The organism is Actinomyces israelii, assembly GCF_030253495.1.
In the GTDB taxonomy this organism is placed as follows: domain Bacteria; phylum Actinomycetota; class Actinomycetes; order Actinomycetales; family Actinomycetaceae; genus Actinomyces; species Actinomyces israelii.
Genome location: NZ_CP124548.1, coordinates 3,641,561 through 3,659,828, shown reverse-complemented (window position 1 = coordinate 3,659,828; position 18,268 = coordinate 3,641,561). Strand labels below are relative to the sequence as shown.

17 protein-coding genes are annotated in these 18,268 nt (G+C 74.5%); 4 read left to right on the top strand and 13 right to left on the bottom strand.

Annotated elements, in window-relative coordinates:
* Positions 1–13 precede the first annotated feature (13 nt).
* The 6 genes from AIF0345_RS15225 to AIF0345_RS15200 form a co-directional block, all read right to left on the bottom strand.
* Complete coding sequence (locus tag AIF0345_RS15225) at positions 14–679, bottom strand: GNAT family N-acetyltransferase (RefSeq protein ID WP_285296608.1); 666 nt, start codon at positions 677–679, stop codon at positions 14–16.
* 42 nt (positions 680–721) lie between these two features.
* On the bottom strand, positions 722–1,420 hold the full coding sequence (locus AIF0345_RS15220) for a DUF1345 domain-containing protein (RefSeq protein ID WP_285296607.1): 699 nt from the start codon (positions 1,418–1,420) through the stop codon (positions 722–724).
* 48 nt (positions 1,421–1,468) lie between these two features.
* Positions 1,469–2,728 (bottom strand): threonine/serine exporter family protein, encoded by a 1,260-nt coding sequence (locus AIF0345_RS15215; protein ID WP_285296606.1) that lies wholly within the window; start codon positions 2,726–2,728, stop codon positions 1,469–1,471.
* Positions 2,729–2,804: 76 nt separating this feature from the next.
* Positions 2,805–4,457 carry an NAD-dependent malic enzyme gene (locus AIF0345_RS15210; protein ID WP_285296605.1) on the bottom strand — a complete coding sequence of 551 codons (1,653 nt, stop codon included), beginning with the start codon at positions 4,455–4,457 and terminating at the stop codon, positions 2,805–2,807.
* A 150-nt stretch (positions 4,458–4,607) separates the two neighbouring features.
* Positions 4,608–5,528 carry a MurR/RpiR family transcriptional regulator gene (locus AIF0345_RS15205; protein WP_285296604.1) on the bottom strand — a complete coding sequence of 307 codons (921 nt, stop codon included), beginning with the start codon at positions 5,526–5,528 and terminating at the stop codon, positions 4,608–4,610.
* A gap of 65 nt (positions 5,529–5,593) precedes the next feature.
* Complete coding sequence (locus AIF0345_RS15200) at positions 5,594–5,887, bottom strand: hypothetical protein (RefSeq protein WP_285296603.1); 294 nt, start codon at positions 5,885–5,887, stop codon at positions 5,594–5,596.
* Positions 5,888–6,026: 139 nt separating this feature from the next.
* On the opposite strand from AIF0345_RS15200, the gene AIF0345_RS15195 reads away from it, so the two are divergent.
* The 3 genes from AIF0345_RS15195 to AIF0345_RS15185 all read left to right on the top strand — a co-directional run bounded on the left by AIF0345_RS15195 (position 6,027) and on the right by AIF0345_RS15185 (position 8,283).
* Positions 6,027–6,401: a thioredoxin family protein gene (locus AIF0345_RS15195; protein ID WP_043563600.1), complete on the top strand. Its 375-nt coding sequence runs from the start codon at positions 6,027–6,029 to the stop codon at positions 6,399–6,401.
* Between the two features lie 375 nt (positions 6,402–6,776).
* Positions 6,777–7,268 carry a Dps family protein gene (locus tag AIF0345_RS15190; RefSeq protein ID WP_285296602.1) on the top strand — a complete coding sequence of 164 codons (492 nt, stop codon included), beginning with the start codon at positions 6,777–6,779 and terminating at the stop codon, positions 7,266–7,268.
* A gap of 139 nt (positions 7,269–7,407) precedes the next feature.
* A complete protein-coding gene (locus AIF0345_RS15185) occupies positions 7,408–8,283 on the top strand; it encodes a macro domain-containing protein (protein WP_043563596.1) in 876 nt (291 codons plus the stop codon).
* A 1,101-nt stretch (positions 8,284–9,384) separates the two neighbouring features.
* Here the strand turns inward: AIF0345_RS15185 and AIF0345_RS15180 are convergent.
* Positions 9,385–10,005 carry a TetR/AcrR family transcriptional regulator gene (locus tag AIF0345_RS15180; protein WP_268917341.1) on the bottom strand — a complete coding sequence of 207 codons (621 nt, stop codon included), beginning with the start codon at positions 10,003–10,005 and terminating at the stop codon, positions 9,385–9,387.
* A 39-nt stretch (positions 10,006–10,044) separates the two neighbouring features.
* Here AIF0345_RS15180 and AIF0345_RS15175 point away from each other — a divergent pair, with 39 nt between their 5' ends.
* Complete coding sequence (locus AIF0345_RS15175) at positions 10,045–11,364, top strand: alpha-amylase family protein (protein ID WP_285296601.1); 1,320 nt, start codon at positions 10,045–10,047, stop codon at positions 11,362–11,364.
* A 61-nt stretch (positions 11,365–11,425) separates the two neighbouring features.
* Here AIF0345_RS15175 and AIF0345_RS15170 read toward each other — a convergent pair whose 3' ends face one another.
* The 6 genes from AIF0345_RS15170 to AIF0345_RS15145 all read right to left on the bottom strand — a co-directional run bounded on the left by AIF0345_RS15170 (position 11,426) and on the right by AIF0345_RS15145 (position 18,250).
* Positions 11,426–11,671 (bottom strand): PspC domain-containing protein, encoded by a 246-nt coding sequence (locus tag AIF0345_RS15170; RefSeq protein ID WP_268917339.1) that lies wholly within the window; start codon positions 11,669–11,671, stop codon positions 11,426–11,428.
* Between the two features lie 186 nt (positions 11,672–11,857).
* The gene (gene hemL, locus AIF0345_RS15165; protein ID WP_268917338.1) at positions 11,858–13,321 is read right to left on the bottom strand and encodes a glutamate-1-semialdehyde 2,1-aminomutase; all 1,464 of its coding nucleotides are present in this window, start codon (positions 13,319–13,321) and stop codon (positions 11,858–11,860) included.
* 111 nt (positions 13,322–13,432) lie between these two features.
* The gene (hemB, locus tag AIF0345_RS15160; protein ID WP_285296600.1) at positions 13,433–14,521 is read right to left on the bottom strand and encodes a porphobilinogen synthase; all 1,089 of its coding nucleotides are present in this window, start codon (positions 14,519–14,521) and stop codon (positions 13,433–13,435) included.
* Positions 14,522–14,555: 34 nt separating this feature from the next.
* Positions 14,556–15,422 carry a uroporphyrinogen-III synthase gene (locus tag AIF0345_RS15155; RefSeq protein ID WP_285296599.1) on the bottom strand — a complete coding sequence of 289 codons (867 nt, stop codon included), beginning with the start codon at positions 15,420–15,422 and terminating at the stop codon, positions 14,556–14,558.
* Positions 15,419–16,477 (bottom strand): hydroxymethylbilane synthase, encoded by a 1,059-nt coding sequence (gene hemC / locus AIF0345_RS15150; RefSeq protein WP_285296598.1) that lies wholly within the window; start codon positions 16,475–16,477, stop codon positions 15,419–15,421. The genes AIF0345_RS15155 and hemC overlap by 4 nt, the downstream gene beginning before the upstream one ends.
* A gap of 3 nt (positions 16,478–16,480) precedes the next feature.
* Positions 16,481–18,250, bottom strand: coding sequence for a protoporphyrinogen/coproporphyrinogen oxidase (locus AIF0345_RS15145; RefSeq protein WP_268917334.1), 1,770 nt, complete (start codon positions 18,248–18,250; stop codon positions 16,481–16,483).
* Positions 18,251–18,268: the final 18 nt, after the last annotated feature.

Genomic DNA, 18,268 nt, shown 5'->3' with positions numbered 1-18,268 from the left:
GCCCGGGGCGGCCTCACGCCCCGGGGGCCGGCCCCGCGTAGAGGTACACGCCCACGGCCTTGGGCAGGCCCGGCACCTCGAGGTCCAGGCTCCGCTCGGCGGCGCGGACCAGGCCCGCCCTCTCGTAGAACCGGTAGGTGCACAGCTCGTCGGTGTAGAGGAAGAGCTCGGTGCGCCCGCGCTCGCGCAGGTGGGACATGAGGTCCCGGTACAGGTGGGTGCCCACGCCCCTGCCCCGGGCGACGGTGTGGACGGCGAAGAGCATGACCTCGTCGCTCAGGGCCCACGTGCCCGCCTGCCGCACGTCTTCGCGCAGCTCCTCGTAGGTGCGCTCGAAGCTGAAGAAGAACCGCAGCGTGCGCCACTGCGGCAGCCCCACGGTGAGGAGCCAGGCCCTGCCCGCGGCGATCCGCACCCGGCGCCGGACGCGTCCGGGCAGGGGCGGCTCGCCCCGGACCCGCCCCATCATGACGCCCACGACCTTGCCGTCCAGGACCGCGACCCGCGCATAGCTCGATCCCTGCAGGCACTCGTCCAGATAGACCTCCAGGGTCGAGCGCTCCAGGTAGCGGCGCCTGGTGTAGCGGTGGATGTGGAAGGCGTCGTTGATGATCGCCATGACGCTCTCGGCGTCGCGGTCCTCGTAGGGGCGGTAGGTGATGGCTTCCCGTCGTGTCATACGGTCTCCTTCTGATCGGTGCGTGCGGGATGGGGCCTGCCCTCAGCCGCCCGTGAGGAGCTTGACCACCACGCCGACGACGACGGCGTTGTAGAGGAAGGCGAGGACCGTGTGGGTCATGACGATCCAGCGGGTCCGCGAGGAGCGCACCTCGACGTCGGAGGTGGCGAAGGTCGCCCCGATCGTCATGCCCAGGTAGAGGTACTCGGCGCTCGCCGGCGTCCTGGTCCCGGGGAAGCGGAAGCCGCCGTGGGCTTCGAGCTGGTCGTGGCGCTCGTACATCTGGGCGAACCCGATGTGGAGGACCAGCCACCCCAGCACGCCGATGAGCACGGTGAGGGCCTGGCTGCGGTCCAGAGCCAGGTAGAGGCGGCTGACGTCGTCGGCCAGAGAGGCTCCGGTGGCGACGCCGTCGGGCTCGTCGAGGTAGCCGACGGCCGTGATGAGGCCGGTGGCGGCGGCCAGGAGCGGGGTGAGGTCGGACAGGTTGCGGAGCCAGGGGTGGTGGCCCGGCGGCCGGGAGCAGGGGCCGGCCGACGGCGCCCGGCCGCCCCGGTCCGCGTGCTCGCCGGGGCGGCCGCCCCGGGCCGCCCACAGGGAGCCGGCGACGTAGGCCAGGGCCAGCCCCACCCAGGACAGGGCGCCCACCGCGATGACGACCAGCTCGGAGAAGAGCATCTGGGCGAGGCCTGCGGCGAGGAGGAGCACCTCGATGACGGCCAGGGCGCGGGAGCGGTACATGGCCGCCATCCTCTCAGACCCGGGGTCCGGGGACGGTCCGCCCCGTCTTCACCTGCCCCGCCCTGCCCTCGCCAGCCCTCCTGGCCGCCTGCCGGGGCGCGGGGCCGCCGCCGCGCTTCCTACGCCCCGTGACATCAGGTGGTAGGGGGCCAGCAGGCCGATCGCCATCCCGAGGATGGTCAGGCCCGCCGTCGTCAGGTCCTGGGCGACGGCCAGCAGCTCGGCCGACGCCGTCGCACCGCTCATCCCCGGCAGGGCCAGCAGCCCCGCGGTGGCCCGGAAGAGGTAGACCCCCGGCACGAGGGCGACTACCGCGGCGAAGCCCGCGCCCGCGAAGGGGATGCGGAACCGTCGGCTTACCGGGGTCAGGATGGCGCTCACCAGCGCGCAGGTGGCCATCGACGCCGCCGGCCCTCCCCATCCCCACCGGCTCACCGCGACCCAGTGCAGGGCGTGCCCGAGCCCGCCGGCCAGCAGCGCCCAGGGGACCGTCCGGTAGGGCATGGAGAAGTAGACGGGGTAGCAGCAGGCCACCAGGCCCGCGCCGAGCACGTCCACCCACAGCGGCACGGACAGGAACGACGCCGACACCGGCAGGCTCGCGCCCCAGGCCGCCATGCCCGCCACCAGGCCGCCGGCGATGGCCAGGATGGTCAGGGCCGCGTCGGCCAGGCGCGCCAGGCCCAGGTCGTGGCGGCGCCGGGCGATGTCCAGGCAGCCGTTGAGCACCTGGGGGCCGGGGACGAGCACCATGGCCGGGCACACGGCCACGAGCCGGGCGGCACTCGTCCAGCCCAGGTGGACCGACAGGCCCCCGGCCAGCCCGCCAATGAGGGAGGCGGCGGCGATCTGCGTGGTCAGGCTCGCCCCGCGCCCGCCCAGGAGGCGGCGCGCCAGGCCCCCCAGGGCGCCGGCGGCGAAGATGAGGACGCCGGAGTGGAGGTGGGCCAGTCCGAAGATGAGCGCGAGCAGCACCGCCCCCGCCCCGGCCGCCGGGCAGAAGAGCCAGGTGGGGCTCGCGGGAGCGGCGGCGGCCTCGTCGGCGGCCGCGCGCAGCCCGGCGGCGGTCGGGGCCCGCTCGCCGTAGAGGCACCGGGTCAGGTGCGTCACCCGGCTCATATTGATGGCGGAGAGGTTGACGGCGCGGGTGAGGACCACGGCGCCGTGCTCGTCCACCAGGGTGACCTCGCGCCAGGCGGGGACCAGGCGGTAGCGGGTGCCCAGGAGCGCGTTGAGGCGGTCGACGGCGCGCACGCTCGCCTGGGTGGCGTAGCCGTTGCCGTGCAGGAGCGCCGCAATGTCCGCCACGAGCGCCGCGTGCGCCCGAGGGCCCTGGCCGCCCCGGCCGCCCTGGTCCTCCCGGTCGCCGTCCTGGTCGTCCAGCTCAGGCCTCCAGGTTCCCGTAGACCGGCTGCCACATGGCGTCCTGCACGGCCTGGATGAGGTTGTCGTGGCTCGCGGTGGCCACGCCGTCGGCCTGGGCCTGACGCGCCACGGCCACCGCAACGGTCGCCGAGGACGCCCGCAGGTTCTCCACCGGCGGCAGCAGTGAGGCGCCGGGCTCGGTGGGGTCCACCTGGCCAGCCACGGCCTGCGCTGCGGCCAGCAGCATCCCGTCGGTGACCCGCGAGGCCCCCGAGACGATGACGCCCAGCCCCAGGCCCGGGTAGAGCAGGGCGTTGTTGCCCTGGCCGATGGTGAAGGTCGTACCCTCGTAGTCGAAGGGGGCCACCGGGATGCCCGTGGCCACCAGGGCCTTCCCCCTTGACCAGGCGACTACGTCCTCGGGCATGGCCTCAATGCGCTCGGTGGGGTTGGACAGCGGCAGGATAATGGGGCGCTCCACGCCGGCGCTCACGGCCTCGACGACCTCGCGGGTGAAGGCGCCGTGGTTGGTGGAGGTGCCGATGAGGATGGTGGGGCGGGCGCGGCGCACCACCTCGAGCAGCTCGACGGCGCCGCGGGACGAGCGCTGCCAGCCGGCGGCCTCGGCGGCGGGGCGGGCGTAGGCGCGCTGGTAGTCGGGCAGGCCGGTCATGTCGTCGGTGACCAGGCCCGCCCGGTCCACGAGCCAGATGCGGGCGGTCGCCTCCTCGGGGGAGAGGCCGTCGCGCACCATGCCCGCGTGAATCTGGTCGGCCATGCCGGTGCCCGCGGTGCCGGCCCCGTAGACCACCAGGCGCTGGTCGGCGAAGGTCTGGCCGGTCACTCGCATGCCGGAGACGACGGCGGCCATGACAATGGCGCCGGTGCCCTGCATGTCGTCGTTGAAGATGCGGTACCTCTCGCGGTTGGCCTGGAGGATGCGGCGGGCGTTGGCCGGGCCGAAGTCCTCGAAGTGCAGCAGCGCGCCGGGGAAGAGCTCACTGGCCACCGCCAGGTACTCGTCGATGAGGGCGTCGTAGCGCGCCCCGCGCACGCGCGCGTGCCGGTTGCCCAGGTAGGCGGGGTCGTTGAGAAGTGCCTCGTTGTCGGTGCCGCAGTCCAGGTTGACGGCGATGGCCCGCTCGGGGTGGATGCCGGCGGCCGCCGTGTAGACGGCGAGCTTGCCCACCGAGATATCCGTGCCGTTCACGCCCCAGTCGCCGATGCCCAGGATCTCCTCGGCGTCGGAGACCACGAGCAGGTCGACGTCGCCGGGGCCCAGGCCGAGTTCCTCGAAGGAGGGCCGCACGTCCTCGATGCGGTCGATGGACAGGTAGACGGCCCGTGAGCGCCGGTAGTCCCGGCTCCACTTCCTGATGGCCTCCCCCACGGTGGGGTCGTAGACGATCGGGAGCAGCTCGGCCAGGTGGTCGGTCAGGACGCGGTAGTAGAGCACCTCGTTGCGGTTGTGGAGCTGGTCGAGGAAGACGTACTTGTCCAGGTCTGTGGCGAAGGACCGCAGCTGGGCGTAGGAGCGGGCGGCCTGCTCGTCCAGGGTCTCCACCGCCGAGGGGAAGCGGCCGAGGATGCCCAGGCGACGGCGCTCCTCGGCGGTGAAGGCGGTGCCGCGGTTGGTCAGGGGGTCCGCGATGACGGACGGCTTGGCTGGCATGGGGTGCTCCTCTCGCTGCGGAGGACGACGACGGGGCGCCGCCCTGCGGCCAGTGTGTCAGTTGACTGACGCTCTTGGTGAGACTGTGAGAGGAAAGTTACGATCTGTTCCGCGTACTGTCCACTACCGTTGAGACGGGGTGGGGCGCCGTCAGGACGACAGGTAGCCGCCGAAGAGGGCGAAGGCCTCCTCGATCGCCTCGGCGCGTCCACCGCGGCAGGGCTGCCCGGAGGGCCGGCGGACCGCCACGGCGTCGAGCAGCGCCTCCAGGACGACGAGCGTGGCCGCCCGGGTGCGGAACATGGCGTCCTGGGCGGGGGACGTCGTGGTCAGCAGAATGTCGGCCAGCGGGGGCAAGGCGCCGGTGCGCCGGTTGGTCAGCAGGATCGACGTCGCTTCTCGACGGCGCGCCAGGCGCAGGAGCCCCTCCACCGGGGCAGGGCTGCGGTCGAAGGCGGCCGCCAGCACCACCGAGTCGGCGCCGATCCCGGCCGCGGCGTGCGCCCAGCGGTCGGTGCCGTCCAGAAGCGTCACCCCCCTCCGCAGGTAGGCCAGGAGCAGGAAGAAGTGGTGGAGCAGGGGCTGGCCGGAGGCGACGGCGCCCAGGTAGAGGGGCCGGTCGTCGTCGGCGACGAGGTCGCAGGCCCGCGCGAAGGCGCTGTCGTCGATGGAGGCCAGGGAGGCGGACAGCGAGGCCTGGGCCAGGTGGATGCGATGGGCCAGGACGGACTCGGGTGCGCGGTCCTCGCCGTCGTCGAGCCGCCGGAGCCGATCCACCGGCAGGGAGAGGTCCTGGCGGATGCCCGCGCGCAGGCTGCGGCTCATCGACCGGAAGTCGGCGTAGCCGAGCTTGCGCGCGAATCGGGCGACCGTGGCCGAGGAGACGCCGACCCCCCGGCAGACCTCCTCCAGGTTGAGCAGGGCTGCGCTGGGCAGAGAGTCCTCGTAGAAGCGGGCGACGTCGCGCTCGCGGGCGGTGAGGCGGGCGGACGCGAGCCTGTCCAGGAAGGGGGCGTCCGGGGGAGTGCCTGCGCCGCCTGCGCTGTCCGTGCTGCCTGTGCGTGGCTCCACGGCGCCCAATGTATCGGAGGGGCGGACGGGCCCGCGGACTGGCGCCGCCGGCTCCGACGGAGGCGTCAGGCGAGCGCGAGCCCCAGGGCGGCGCCGAGGTAGAAGACGTTGACGGCCAGGAGGAAGACCCGCTCCGAGATGCCGAGGGCGTACCGCCGTATCGGGCGGATGGCCAGCGCCGCGACCAGGGCGAAGGGGCGGTCTGCGCCCTGCGGGCCTCGTAGCGGGCGAGCGCCCGGACGGTGCTCGTGCTTGTGAACGCCTCCCGCGCCGCTCGCAGCGCCCGCTGTGCGGCTCGCGTCCGCACTCGCCCTCGTGCCGTGCCGTCCGCCGTGGGGCTCGCGTGGCCCCAGCCGCACTCGGGCGCGGCCCGGAATAGGGGCCGCACCGGCGGGCGTTGCGCCTGCCGAGCGGCCAGCACGGCTGAACGCCAACACGACTGAACAGCAGTCGAACAACCGTCACGCGCCGCCGAGCGCACCACCCGAAGGGAGCCCCATGGCCACCACGAACATCACCGGCGAACAGTTCAACTCCACCGTCCGCGGGGAGGGCATCACCCTGGTCGACTTCTGGGCGTCCTGGTGCGGGCCGTGCATGCGCTTCGGCCCGGTCTACGAGAAGGCCTCTGAGGCCAATCCCGACATCACCTTCGCCAAGGTCGACACCGAGGCCGAGCAGGGGCTGGCGCGCGCACTGGGCGTCTCCTCCATCCCGACCCTCATGGCCTTCCGCGACGACGTCCTCGTCTACCGCGAGGCGGGCGCCCTGCCCGCCCCGGCTCTCGCCTCCCTCATCGACCAGATCCGCGAGCTCGACATGGCCGATCTCAAGGCGAAGATCGCCGAGGAGCGGGCGGGCAAGCAGGCGTGAGCGCGGGCCCGGGCGGGCTGCGGGGCCTCCCGACCCCTCGCTGAGATCGGTCGGGTTCCGGCTCGAGCTCGGTTCAAGGGGCGGGGCGCCGCCCCTCGTGGGTTCTCCGAGACCCCTGAGAGCCGTTCTCGACCGAAAAAGGTGGTTCCCACGCACTTTTAACACCGACCGCCGCCCCGTCCTCGCCGCAGAACCGCAGAATCACGCCAATCTTCGCTACGCCCAAGACCGCCGAGCACCTTAAAGGTGCGTGGGAGCCACCTTTTTCCGCCGCACAGCGCCACTCAGCCCCAAAGCTATAGGCGAGCCTGTCCTGTGTTCCCTGAGAGCGATAAGATCTAACCATTGAGCATCCTTGATTGTAAGGTCGCTTCCATGAGTGCTAAGACTGTCAAGAACCCGCCCGTTGCCCCTGCTTTCACCGCCTCAGCCGAGCTGCGCGCCGACCTCCAGCGCGCTCTCATCGACATCACCGCCCTGAGCCTGGTCGGCAAGCAGATCCACTGGAACGTCGTCGGTCCGAACTTCCGCGACCTCCACCTCAACCTCGACGAGGTCGTTGACATCTCCCGCGAGGGCTCCGACGAGCTCGCCGAGCGCATGCGCGCCATCAACGCCTACCCCGACGCCCGTCCCTCGACGGTCGCCGCCCAGACCTCGGTGCCCGAGGCCCCCGAGGCCGGCGTCATCACTTCCGACGCCGTCGACTACATCGTGTCCGCCATCAATGCGGTCACCACGACCCTGCGCGACATCCACGACGCCGTTGACGAGGCCGACCCCTCCTCCTCCAGCATTCTGGAGGACTACACCCAGCGGCTGGAGCAGCAGAACTGGTTCCTCTCCGCCCAGAACTACAGCGCCTGACACTGCCGGTGCCGGCGGGGCCCGGTGCGACGCGCGTCGCACCGGGCCCCGGGCTTTTTCCCTCGCGCCGTGATCGGTCGTATTCCGGTGCGAGACCGGTTCGTCCCGCGGCCACGCCGGCCGCCGATAGCCTGGGCCCATGTCTCCCACCGCACGCGCTGACGTCGTCCGCCTGGTCCGCCTCACGCAGCACTTCGCCACCGAGGCGGTCCGGGCGGGCGACGTCGCCGCGTTCCCGCCGCCCGCCGCGCTCGCCGAGCTTCCGCCGCTCGAGCTGCGCCGCCTTCTTGACGGGCTGCTCACCATCCGCCCGCCCAGACCCATCCCCGACGACGACGTCCGCGAGGACCTCGACGAGATGCTCGCCGCGGAGGTCGCCCAGCGCGTCCTCGACGCCGGCGCCCCCGACGCGCAGACCCTGCCGACACTGTCCTCCACGCACGGTGTCAAGGAGCCGATGGGGCGGAGCGTCGCCCTGTGGCGGGGCGACCTGACGACGCTGCGAGCCGGGGCGATCGTCAACGCCGCCAACGCCGAGATGCTCGGCTGCCGGGTCCCCGGCCACGCCTGCATCGACAACGTCATCCACGCGGTCGCCGGGCCGGGCCTGCGCGCCGAGTGCGCCGAGTACATGCGGGGGCGCGGGGGCCGGCCGGAGGAGACAGGCCGCGCCCTGCTCACCGGCGGGCACCACCTGCCTGCCGGGCACGTCATCCACACGGTCGGGCCCATTGTCAACGGCGGTGTCACCGAGGAGCACCGCGCCCTCCTGGCGAGCTCCTACCGCTCCGTCCTCGATGCCGCCGCCGAGGCGGAGCTGGACTCCGTCGGCCTGTGCTCGGTGTCCACCGGGGTCTTCGGCTACCCCAAGGGGGAGGCCGCCCCGCTGGTGGTCTCGGTGATCGACCAGTGGCTGAGCGCGCACCCCGACGCCGGGCTGCGCATTGTCATCTGCGCCTTCGAGCAGGAGGACGTCGACGCCTACGAGGCGGCTCTGGCCCCGCAGCGCGGATGATGGCCGTCCTGTAAGAGACCCCGGCGTCTCGTGGCCACTGGCCGGAGGTTCGGCCTGCGTCGACGCGGCCGTGGAGGATCCCGCAGGTGCCGGGCCGGTGGAGCTGCACATTCACGTGTGGCACGTCGCTTCAAGAACCGCGGAATCATGCGGGATTGCTATACCGTCCGCCGAGGAGGAGCCGCTCCCACGTGCGCAGACCCCCCTCTGCGCACATGGGAGACCGCCAACTGACCTTGATGGACTAGAGGAAGCACTGGAATATCAAAGAAAAGTAGCCCTTGCTTCATGAGGGCGCCTTTCTCCCATGTGCAACCAGGCTTGGTGTGCGGGTTGAGTGCGAGTTGAGCGCAGCGATGCGCGGCCGCCCTAGGTGAGTGATTCGGGGCTGGTGGTGGGTGGTGTCCTGTGGCTCTGCCGTGCTTGCCGGTCGAGCTCGTCCTGTCTGCCGGTGACGTCCGCTGGGTCGTGTGGCGCGCTGGGTCGTGTCGGTCGGGGCGCGCGGCGGCGGCCTCCGGCGTCGAGATGGACATTGTCGTACGAGGTCGGCGGTGTCACCGTCTATCTCGTACGACAATGTCTGTCTCGACAGGGGGCGTGCGGCCCGACGTGGACGTACGGACGTATCTTTGTCGTGTGGTCGTGCTTTTCTCCCGTCCTTCTGGGCTCTGTCTCCCAGGAGGATTGGGGGAGGGGGTCATGCTGGGAGGGTATGTTGACGTTCCGGTGCGGGGCCGGCTCTCGCAGTGCCTGGTGGCGGTGCCTGCTGGTCCGGGGCCGGTCGTCCCGATGGCTGGCTGACCGGCCGGCTCCAAGACGGGGCGGGACAAGTCGGGGCGGGGGAGGTGGTCGTCCCACGCACTTTTAGGTCGGTCGCCGGTCTCGGGTGTGGTGGAGGTCGGCGTGGTTCCGCGGTTCTGCTGTGCGGGCCGGGCGGCGCGGAGGGCTGAGAGCGCGTGGGGTGATCGCCGAGGCGGACCGTAGGCCACCAGCAATGCGGGCGGAGGGCTGAGGGCGCGTGGGGTGATCACTTCGCGGGGCGCGGCAGCGCCCGGCGGGCCGCCGGGCCGGCCAACCAGACCGGACGCCGACTCAGCCGACTCAGCGGCCGAGGCCCGTCGCGCCGAGCGCCCCTTCGAGGCAGCCCAGTGCGGCGTCGGTCACGGCGGGCCTGTCGCTCGCGGGGCAGCCCCGTGAGACCCACTCCAGGCAGATCATCTCGAGGAACCCCAGATATCCCCACAGCGCGAAGGTGGTCCGCGCGTCGTCGGCGCCCCCGAGCAGGTCCCGCAGCGCATCGATCGAGACCTCGCGGGCGCGCCTGCGGACCTCGGCGGCCTCGCTCGGCTCGTGACCGGCGAGCATCTGGTAGGCGGCCCATCCGGGGGCGCGCTCGGCGATGAAGTCGAGGTAGACGCCGATCGAGGTGCGGACATGGTCTCGGGCGGTGCTGCTGTCGTCCAGGGCGTCGGCGGCCAGCCGCGTGCGCTCGGCCAGGTCCGCGGCGTCCAGGGCGAGCACCTGGCCGTAGAGCCGCCCCTTGGTCGAGAAGTACTTGTGGACGAGCGCCTCGGAGGCCCTGGCCTCCCGCGCGATCGCGGACAGGGACACGTCCTCGTAGGACTGCGCGGCGAAGGCCCGGCGCGCGGCGTCCAGGATGAGCCGCCGGCGCTCGTCGGGGTCCATGCGCACACGGGGTCGGCGATCTGATCTGGTCGGCATGGTTGCATTCTAGTCATGCTAGTGAGTACAGTCATTAACATGACTAGTGAGAGTACTGGAATAAGCGGACGGGGCCTTCCCGCCCGGGTCGAGCACAGCATCTGGTGGCACGTCTACCCCCTGGGCGCCACCGGAGCCCCGATCCGGCCGGAGACCCCGGCCGACAGGTCGCCCGCACCCCGTCTCGGACGCCTCGTCGAATGGCTCGACTACCTCGTCGACCTGGGCGCCAACGGCCTGGCGCTCGGGCCGGTCTTCGAGTCGAGCACCCACGGGTACGACACCACCGACCACTTCCGCATCGACCCCAGACTCGGCGACGACGCCGTCTTCGACCGCCTCGCCGAGGCCTGCCGTGACCGGGGCGTGGCGCTCATGCTCGACGGCGTCCTCAACCACGTGGGCACGGCGCACCCGCTGTTCCGCACCGCCCGCGCCGGCGGCCCGGAGCAGCGGGAGCGCCGCCTCTTCCGCTTCGACGACGCCGACGGCTCCTCCGGCCCGCCCGGCGTCCCCGGCTCCCGACCCGGGTACGCCGTCTTCGAGGGGCATGAGGGGCTGGCGGTGCTCAACTACGACAGCGACGAGGTCGCCGAGCTGGCCGTGTCCGTGCTCTCCCACTGGCTGGGGCGGGGAGCCTCGGCCTGGAGGCTCGACGCGGCCTACGCGGTCCCGCCGGCCTTCTGGGCCCGCGTCCTGCCGCGGGTCCGCAGCGAGTTCCCTGACGCCTGGTTCGTCGGGGAGGTCATCCACGGGGACTACGCCGGCATTGTCGAGCGCTCCTCAATGGACTCGCTGACCCAGTACGAGCTGTGGAAGGCGATCTGGAGCTCCCTGCTCGACGAGAACTTCTTCGAGCTCGACTGGTGCCTGAACCGCCACAACGGGTTCCTCGACGTCTTCACGCCGCTGACCTTCGTCGGGAACCACGACGTCACCCGCATTGCCAGCCGCATCGGCGACGCCAAGGCCGCGCTCGCCGTCACGGTCCTGCTCACCGTCGGCGGCGTCCCCGCCATCTACTACGGCGACGAGCAGGCCTTCCGCGGCGTCAAGACGGACCGCCCGTCAGGCGACGACGAAGTCCGTCCGGCGCTGCCGCCGGGACCGGAGGCCCTCTCGCCCCTCGGGGGCTGGCTCTACCGCTGGCACCAGGAGCTCATCGGGCTGCGCCGTCGTCACCCGTGGCTCGTGGGAGCCCGCACCGAGCGCATCGCCCTGGAGAACCGGCTCATGGAGTACGACGCCGTCGGGACCGGGGGACGGCGCATCCGGGTCCGCCTTCGCCTTGAGCCGGTGCCGCGGGCGGAGGCGGAGGCGCCGGACGAGCCCGCCCTCGTCATGGAGCACGGGGGCTGAGCGCGCCGGGCGGTCACGGCGGCGGCGGGACGCCCGGGCGCAGCGGCCCGGGGCGGTCGGCTCAGAGGGCCTCGTCGGGGGCGGGCATGAGGATCCAGGCCAGGACGTAGGCGACCCACATGGGCCCCGGCAGCAGCGACAGGGCGAGGTAGGCCACGCGCACGAGGGCGGGACTCACGCCCCAGTACTCGGCCAGGCCGCCGCACACGCCCGCCAGGAGCCGGTGGTGGGAGCGGCGGGGGAGCGTGGAGCGCCAGCTCTCCGTGCGGGCGGACAGGGACGGGTCGGAGGGGTAGTGCTGTGTCATGGCTCCAGTGTGCCGCCTTCCGGCCTCGACCGGTATCCGTGAACCCCCTGATTCGGCCCCGGCCGCCTGGTGGATCATTCACGACGGCGCGTGCGCGCCCGGGGCGGGCCGCCCATCGCCCGGACCGATCTCGGCGCGGAAGCGGACCGATCTCGACGAAGAGGACGGGGCGGGCCAGGGCTCGGGTCAGGCGGAGGGGGCGTCCGCGCTCGGGGGCCGGGCCGCCGCCGCGGCCCGCGCCGCCGGGCGCGCCGCCCGGGTGATGCGCTCCAGCTCGGCGTCGTCATGCGCGGCCGAGACGAACCAGGCCTCGAAGACGCTCGGCGGCAGCGCCACCCCTTCGTCCAGGAACGCGTGGAAGAAGGGCCCGAAGCGCCACGCCTCCTGGGCGCGCGCCCCGTCGTAGTCACGCACCCCGCGGGCGGCGGCGTCGGGCCCGAACATGATCGAGAACAGCGAGCCCGAGCACTGCACCCGGTGCGCCACGCCCTCGGCGTCGAGCGCCGCGCCGACGACCTCCCCGATCTCCCGGGCGCGCCGAGCCACAGTCGCGTAGACGGCGTCGTCGGCCAGGGCGAGTGTCGCGATGCCGGCGGCGGTGGCCAGCGGATTGCCCGACAGCGTGCCCGCCTGGTAGACGGGCCCCAGCGGTGCGAGCAGGTCCATGACGGCGGCCCGACCTCCAAGGGCCGCCAGCGGCATGCCGCCGCCCACCACCTTGCCGAAGGTCAGCAGGTCCGGCACCCAGGCGGCCCGCTGGCGCCAGCCGGCCCCCGGCCACGACGGCGCGGAGGCCGCCGCTGCCGGTACTGCCGGGACCGACGGGGCGCCGCCGTCGGGGACGTCGGCCGACCAGCCGTCCAGGGCCTCCAGGCCCCAGAACCCGGCCGGGCCCACGCGGAAGCCGGTGAGCACCTCGTCGGCGATCATGAGGGCGCCGTGGGCAGCCGTCACCCGCCGCACCGACTCGTTGAAGCCGGGCGCGGGCGGCACGATCCCCATGTTCGCGGGCGCGCCCTCCAGGATGACGGCGGCGATCTCCTCCCCGCGCGCCGCGAAGCACTCCTCCAGGGCGACGACGTCGTTGTAGGGCAGCACGATCGTCTGCGCGGCCACCGGCTGCGGCACCCCCGCCGACCCGGGCAGGCCGCCGGTGGCCACCCCGGAGCCGGCAGCCGAGAGCAGGCCGTCGCTGTGCCCGTGGTAGCAGCCGGCGAACTTCACCACCAGGTCGCGGCCGGTCGCCCCGCGCGCCAGGCGGACGGCCGTCATGGTCGCCTCGGTGCCGGTGGACACGAAGCGCACCCGCTCGGCCACGGGCACGCGGCGGCGCACCGCCTCGGCCAGCTCGGTCTCGGCGGCGGTGGGCGCCCCGAAGGACAGGCCGCGGGCGGCCGCCTCCCGCACGGCCTCGACGACGGCGGGGTGCGCGTGCCCGAGCAGCGCCGGGCCCCACGATCCCACCAGGTCGACGTAGTCGCGCCCCTCGGCGTCGACGACGTGGGCGCCCCGGGCGCTCACGATGAAGGCGGGCGTGCCGCCGACCGATCCGAAGGCGCGAACGGGGGAGTCCACGCCCCCGGGGATGACGGCGCGGGCGGCGTCGAAGAGGGAGTCGTTGGTGGTCGGGGTCGGGTGCGTGGGCGTCATCGTTCCTGCTGTCGTGTGTCGGTCGGGCGGAGCCGTGTGAGGATCGGTACCCGGACTCTACTGGCTCGCCGGGCGCCCGTAACGCAGCGCACCGGGCCGGCGCCCCGCGCCTCAGCCGAGCCCCTCGGCGATCTCGCGCGCCCAGTAGGTCAGCACCGCGTCCGCCCCGGCCCGCACGATCCCGAGCACCGACTCGGCGATGACGCGCTCGCGGTCGATCCACCCGTTGGCGGCGGCCGCCTCGACCATCGCGTACTCCCCGCTGACCTGGTAGGCGGCCACCGGCACGGGGCTGGCGGCCGCGACGTCGGCCAGCACGTCCAGGTACGGGCCCGCCGGCTTGACCATGACCATGTCCGCGCCCTGCTCGACGTCGAGCATCGCCTCGCGCAGCCCCTCGCGCCGGTTGGCCGGGTCCTGCTGGTAGGTGCGCCTGTCGCCCCTGAGGGTCGAGCCCACGGCCTCGCGGAAGGGCCCGAAGTAGGCCGAGGCGTACTTCGCCGAGTAGGCCAGGATGGCGACGTCGTCGTGCCCGGCGGCGTCCAGGGCGGCGCGGATGGCCGCGACCTGCCCGTCCATCATGCCCGAGGGCGAGACCATGTGCGCCCCGGCCTCGGCCTGGCTGACCGCCATCGCCTGGTAGAGCGCCAGGGTGGGGTCGTTGTCGACCTCCCCGGCGCGCGGGCCCGGCCCGGGGCGCAGAAGCCCGCAGTGGCCGTGGCTGGTGAACTCGTCCAGGCACGTGTCGGCGCACACGACGAGCGCGTCGCCCACCTCGGCGCGCACGGCGGCGATGCCGCGGTTGAGGATGCCGTCCTCGGCCCAGGCCTCCGAGCCGGCCTCGTCGCGGGCGGCGGGCACCCCGAACAGGTCGATCGCCCCGACTCCGGCCTCGGCGGCCGCGGCCGCCTCGCGGCGCAGCGAGTCCAGGGTGTGCTGGACGACGCCGGGCATGGCGCCGACCGGGGCCGGCTCGTCAATGCCCTCGCGCACGAAGACGGGCAGGATCAGCTGGGCGGGGCTGATGCGCGTCTGGGCGACCAGGCCCCGCAGGGCGGGCGTGCGCCGCAGGCGGCGGGGCCGCACGACGGGCGCCGCAGGCGCCGGGACGCCACGGCCGGTGAGCAGGTCGGCGGCCGGGGATGTGGCGGGGTCGGTCGGGTTGGGCAGGGCGGCCGTGCGGCCGGACGAGTCGGTCATGGGGTGCTCCTTCGTGCACGGGGCGGGCGCGGGCTCAGGGCGCCGGCGTGGTAGTGGCGGCGATGGCGGCGGCGCGGACGCCGGGCGGGGTGGGGGAGTCGGCGACGACGTCGACGGCGAAGCCCGCCTCGCCGGCCGCGGTCGCGGTCGGGCGCCCGAGCGCCACCACCCGCGTGGAGGCCGGCGGCGGCCCGGCGAGCCCGGCCAGCGCCCGGCTGGAGGAGCCCGCCGTGAGCACGACGGCGTCGAAGGCCCCGCCCGCCCAGCGCCGGGCGAAGCCGTCGGGCAGCTCGGCGGGGGCGAGCGGCTCCATGGTGTAGGCCGACACCTGATCCACCTCCCAGCCGACCGCCGTCAGCCCGCCGGACAGGACGGTGCCGCGCAGCGCGGAGCCCGGCAGCAGGATCCGCCGCGCAGCCCCGGCGGCGCCCGGCGCCGGGCCGTCCGCCAGGGGGGCGAGCTCCAGGAGCGCCGCCGACGAGCCGGCCGCCACGAGGTCGGCCCGGCGCCCGAGCGCCCGGGAGACGATGCGGGCCGTGGCGGCGCCGACGACCGCCAGGCCCGTATCCGCGGGCAGGCCGGTGAGGTCGACGTGGTCGAGCGTCCGCGGGGAGGACACGATGAGCCAGGCGTAGGCGCCCGCGGCCAGCGCCGCCCCGGCGCGGGCGCGCAGCTCGGACGGGCCGGCGACCGTGCGGGTCACCTGGACCGTCTCGACGTCGGCCCCCGCGGCGCGCAGCGCGGCGGCCAGCGCGTCCCCGTCCTTGAGACGCGGCAGCAGAATGCGGCGCCCGCTCAGAGGGCCGCTGCGCTCTGGGGCCCCGGGTTCTGCGGCCCCGGGTTCTGCGGCCCCGGGTTCTGCGGACCCGGGCGTCGCCGCCCTGGCCCCGGGCCCGCTCACCGCCGGCCCCCTCGGACCGGGGCCCCGGCCCGCAGGTCGGCGACCCTCGTGGCGCCCGCCGCGAGCAGGGCCTGCGCGACGTGCACCCCCAGCGCCTCGGCCCGGTCCAGGTGCGCCGTGGATGACTCGCGCAGAACGGTGCGGCCGTCGAGCGAGGCCACGACCGCCTTCAGGCTCAGGGCGTCGCCCCCCGCCACGGCCGGTACGGCCAGGGCGCCCACGGGTGCGGCGCACCCCGCCCCGAGCCGGGCCAGCACGGCGCGCTCGGCGGTCACCGCCGCGCGGGTGGCCGGGTTGTCGATGTGGTTGAGAACCTGCGACAGCTCGGGGTCCTCCCGCTCCAGGTTCTCTCGCGTCTCCACGGCCAGCGCCCCCTGGCCCGCTGCCGGCACCATGATCGGGGCGTCCCCGTCGGTGCCGGCGGGCAGGATCTCGCTGACGTGGCTGTCGAGCTCGAGCCGTTGCAGGCCCGCCAGCGCCAGGACGACGCCGTCGAGGTCCGGCTCCCCCGCCGCCCCCATGGGGCCGTCCTCCCGCACGCCCTTGCCGAGGACCCTTGATAGGCGGGTGGGCACGTTGCCGCGCATCGGCACGACCTGAAGATCCGGGCGCACGGCCAGCAGCTGGGCGGCGCGCCGCGGCGAGCCCGTCCCGATGCGCGCCCCGGGCGCCAGCTCGGCCAGGCGGCGCCCGTCGGGACCGCCCACGGTGCACAGCGCATCGCGTGGGTCCTCGCGCATCGGCACCGCGGCAATGCGCAGCCCGGGCGTCGGCGCGGTGGGCAGGTCCTTCAGGGAGTGGACCGCCAGGTCGCAGTCGCCGTCGAGAAGCGCCCGGCGCAGAGCCGCCGCGAAGGCCCCGGTGCCGCCGAGCTGGGTCAGGGCCGTGGGGTCCTCGTCCCCCCGGGTGCGGATCTCGACGATCTTGACGGCGAGGTCGAGGTCGAGGTCGGCGGCCCGCTGCGCGATCATGTGGGCGACGAGCCCGGACTGGGTGATGGCGAGCGCCGAACCGCGTGTACCGAGTCTGACGGTCCTGGTCGCGGGCTTTGTCACGAGTCACTCCTCTTGATGGATCGACGCTGAGGCTACCGGCAGGCTACCCGCGTCGGCGCCTGCCGTGACAATGGCCTGCAGGCGGGCGTCCTCGACGACGGCGGCGATCCCAGTGCCGGCCGCCCAGGCCCCCGTGAGCGCGAGCCCCGGCAGCCCGCGGACCTGGGCGCGCAGGCGCCGCACGCGCTCGCGGTGCTCGGGGGTGGCCGGCGGCAGCGTGCCGTCCCAGCGCACCAGGGCGGAGTCGACGACGTCGGACGGGGTGATCCGCACGCCGGTCAGGGTCCGGGCGTCGGCCAGTGCGCGCTCCAGGTCCACCTCGGGTGGCGGCTCGCCGGGGCGCCCGTAGGACAGGCGCAGGGCGTGGGTGCCCGGACCGTGCAGGGCGGCCAGCTCCGCCCCGATCCACGGCCACTTCGCGCTCAGGTGCGACAGGGCCTTGGCGCGCACCGGGCAGCCGGCTGCGCCGGCGACCAGCAGGCCCGAGCCCACCGGGGCGCCCGCCAGGTCGGGGGCGCGCGCCACCAGGGTGAAGCGGGCGATCGGGGCGCCGGCGGGAATCGGCAGGTCCGTGCCCACCTGTCCTGCACCCGCGCCGCCCGCACTGCCCGCACTGCCCGCGCCGCCGAGCAGCCGCAGGGCGGCCGGCGCCGAGCAGGCCAGCACCACGCGGGGCGTGCGCACAATACGGGCGGGGCCGACGGGAACCGGCTCGTCCGACGGCGTCGGGCCGCGGCCCGTGGGGGCGATGGCCACGGCCCAGCCGGGTGCGCCACCGTCCGGCGCCGCGCCGGGTGCGCCGTCGTCGGGGCCGTCGCTCGTGCCGCCGGCGGGCCGCAGCCACTGCGCGCCCGTGCGCGTGAGCACGCCGCCCCCCGCGGTCTCGACGGCGGCGCGCAGGGCGTCGGTCAGGCGCGAGAGCCCTCCGGCGATCGTCGCGTCCGCCTTGCCGCATCCGCGGGCGCGCCGTCGCTCCAGGGCCTCTCCGACCGCGGCCTGCAGCGAGCCCAGCCGGGCCGTGGCCTCCCGCAGGCCCGGGAGGACCGTGTCCGCGGCGAGCGCGGCCGGGTCGGCGGAGTAGATGCCGGCGACGATCGGGCCCACGAGGCGGTCGAGCACGCCGTCGCCCATGCGCGTGCGCACGAAGGAGGCCAGGTCCTCCGGGTCGCCGGGGCGGGTGCCGGCCTCGCCCAGGCGGGCGTCCCGGGCGGCCCGCTCGGCGGCCTGCTCGCCGATGACGGCGATGACGTCGTCGGCCAGGGGGTGGGCGGGGATGCCGAGGACGGCGCCGCGGACGAAGCGGTGCAGCCGCCATCCGCGGGCGGGGTCGCCGTCCGAAGGGGCGGGTGGAGACTGCGCCGGCTCGCCGGGGCGCGGCGGCAGGAAGAGGCGGGCTCCGCCGCCCGCGGGGCCGACGACGTCCAGGCCGAGCGCATCGGCCATGCTCGTCACGGCCCCGCCGCGCACGGCGAACCCCTCCGCCCCCAGGTCCATGCGCACCCCGGCGATCGCGCCCGCGGCGACGAGCCCCCCGGTGTAGCCGCGGGCCTCGATAAGCAGCGGCCGCAGGCCTGCGCGGGTCAGCTCCCAGGCGGCCGTCAGGCCGGCGATGCCGCCGCCGACGACGAGGGCGTCCCAGTGCTCGACGAGCTCCTCGCCGCCCAGGAGGTCGAGAGGCGCGGCCGGTGCCGGCGTCGTCGCACCGGTCTCGTTGGTCTCGGTGCGGAACTGGACCGATCTCGGCGAGGGGGTGTCGGCGGCGGGAGGCGTCATGGTCGTCGTCCTGTGCGG

Bases quoted from the DNA above. Each gene is read 5' to 3' on its own strand.
- AIF0345_RS15225 (WP_285296608.1), bottom strand. From the start codon at position 679: ATGACACGACGGGAAGCCATCACCTACCGCCCCTACGAGGACCGCGAC.
- AIF0345_RS15175 (WP_285296601.1), top strand. From the start codon at position 10,045: ATGACTAGTGAGAGTACTGGAATAAGCGGACGGGGCCTTCCCGCCCGG.
- hemB (WP_285296600.1), bottom strand. From the start codon at position 14,521: ATGACCGACTCGTCCGGCCGCACGGCCGCCCTGCCCAACCCGACCGAC.
- AIF0345_RS15170 (WP_268917339.1), bottom strand. From the start codon at position 11,671: ATGACACAGCACTACCCCTCCGACCCGTCCCTGTCCGCCCGCACGGAG.
- AIF0345_RS15210 (WP_285296605.1), bottom strand. From the start codon at position 4,457: ATGCCAGCCAAGCCGTCCGTCATCGCGGACCCCCTGACCAACCGCGGC.
- AIF0345_RS15180 (WP_268917341.1), bottom strand. From the start codon at position 10,005: ATGCCGACCAGATCAGATCGCCGACCCCGTGTGCGCATGGACCCCGAC.
- AIF0345_RS15185 (WP_043563596.1), top strand. From the start codon at position 7,408: ATGTCTCCCACCGCACGCGCTGACGTCGTCCGCCTGGTCCGCCTCACG.
- AIF0345_RS15195 (WP_043563600.1), top strand. From the start codon at position 6,027: ATGGCCACCACGAACATCACCGGCGAACAGTTCAACTCCACCGTCCGC.
- AIF0345_RS15190 (WP_285296602.1), top strand. From the start codon at position 6,777: ATGAGTGCTAAGACTGTCAAGAACCCGCCCGTTGCCCCTGCTTTCACC.
- hemL (WP_268917338.1), bottom strand. From the start codon at position 13,321: ATGACGCCCACGCACCCGACCCCGACCACCAACGACTCCCTCTTCGAC.
- AIF0345_RS15220 (WP_285296607.1), bottom strand. From the start codon at position 1,420: ATGTACCGCTCCCGCGCCCTGGCCGTCATCGAGGTGCTCCTCCTCGCC.
- AIF0345_RS15145 (WP_268917334.1), bottom strand. From the start codon at position 18,250: ATGACGCCTCCCGCCGCCGACACCCCCTCGCCGAGATCGGTCCAGTTC.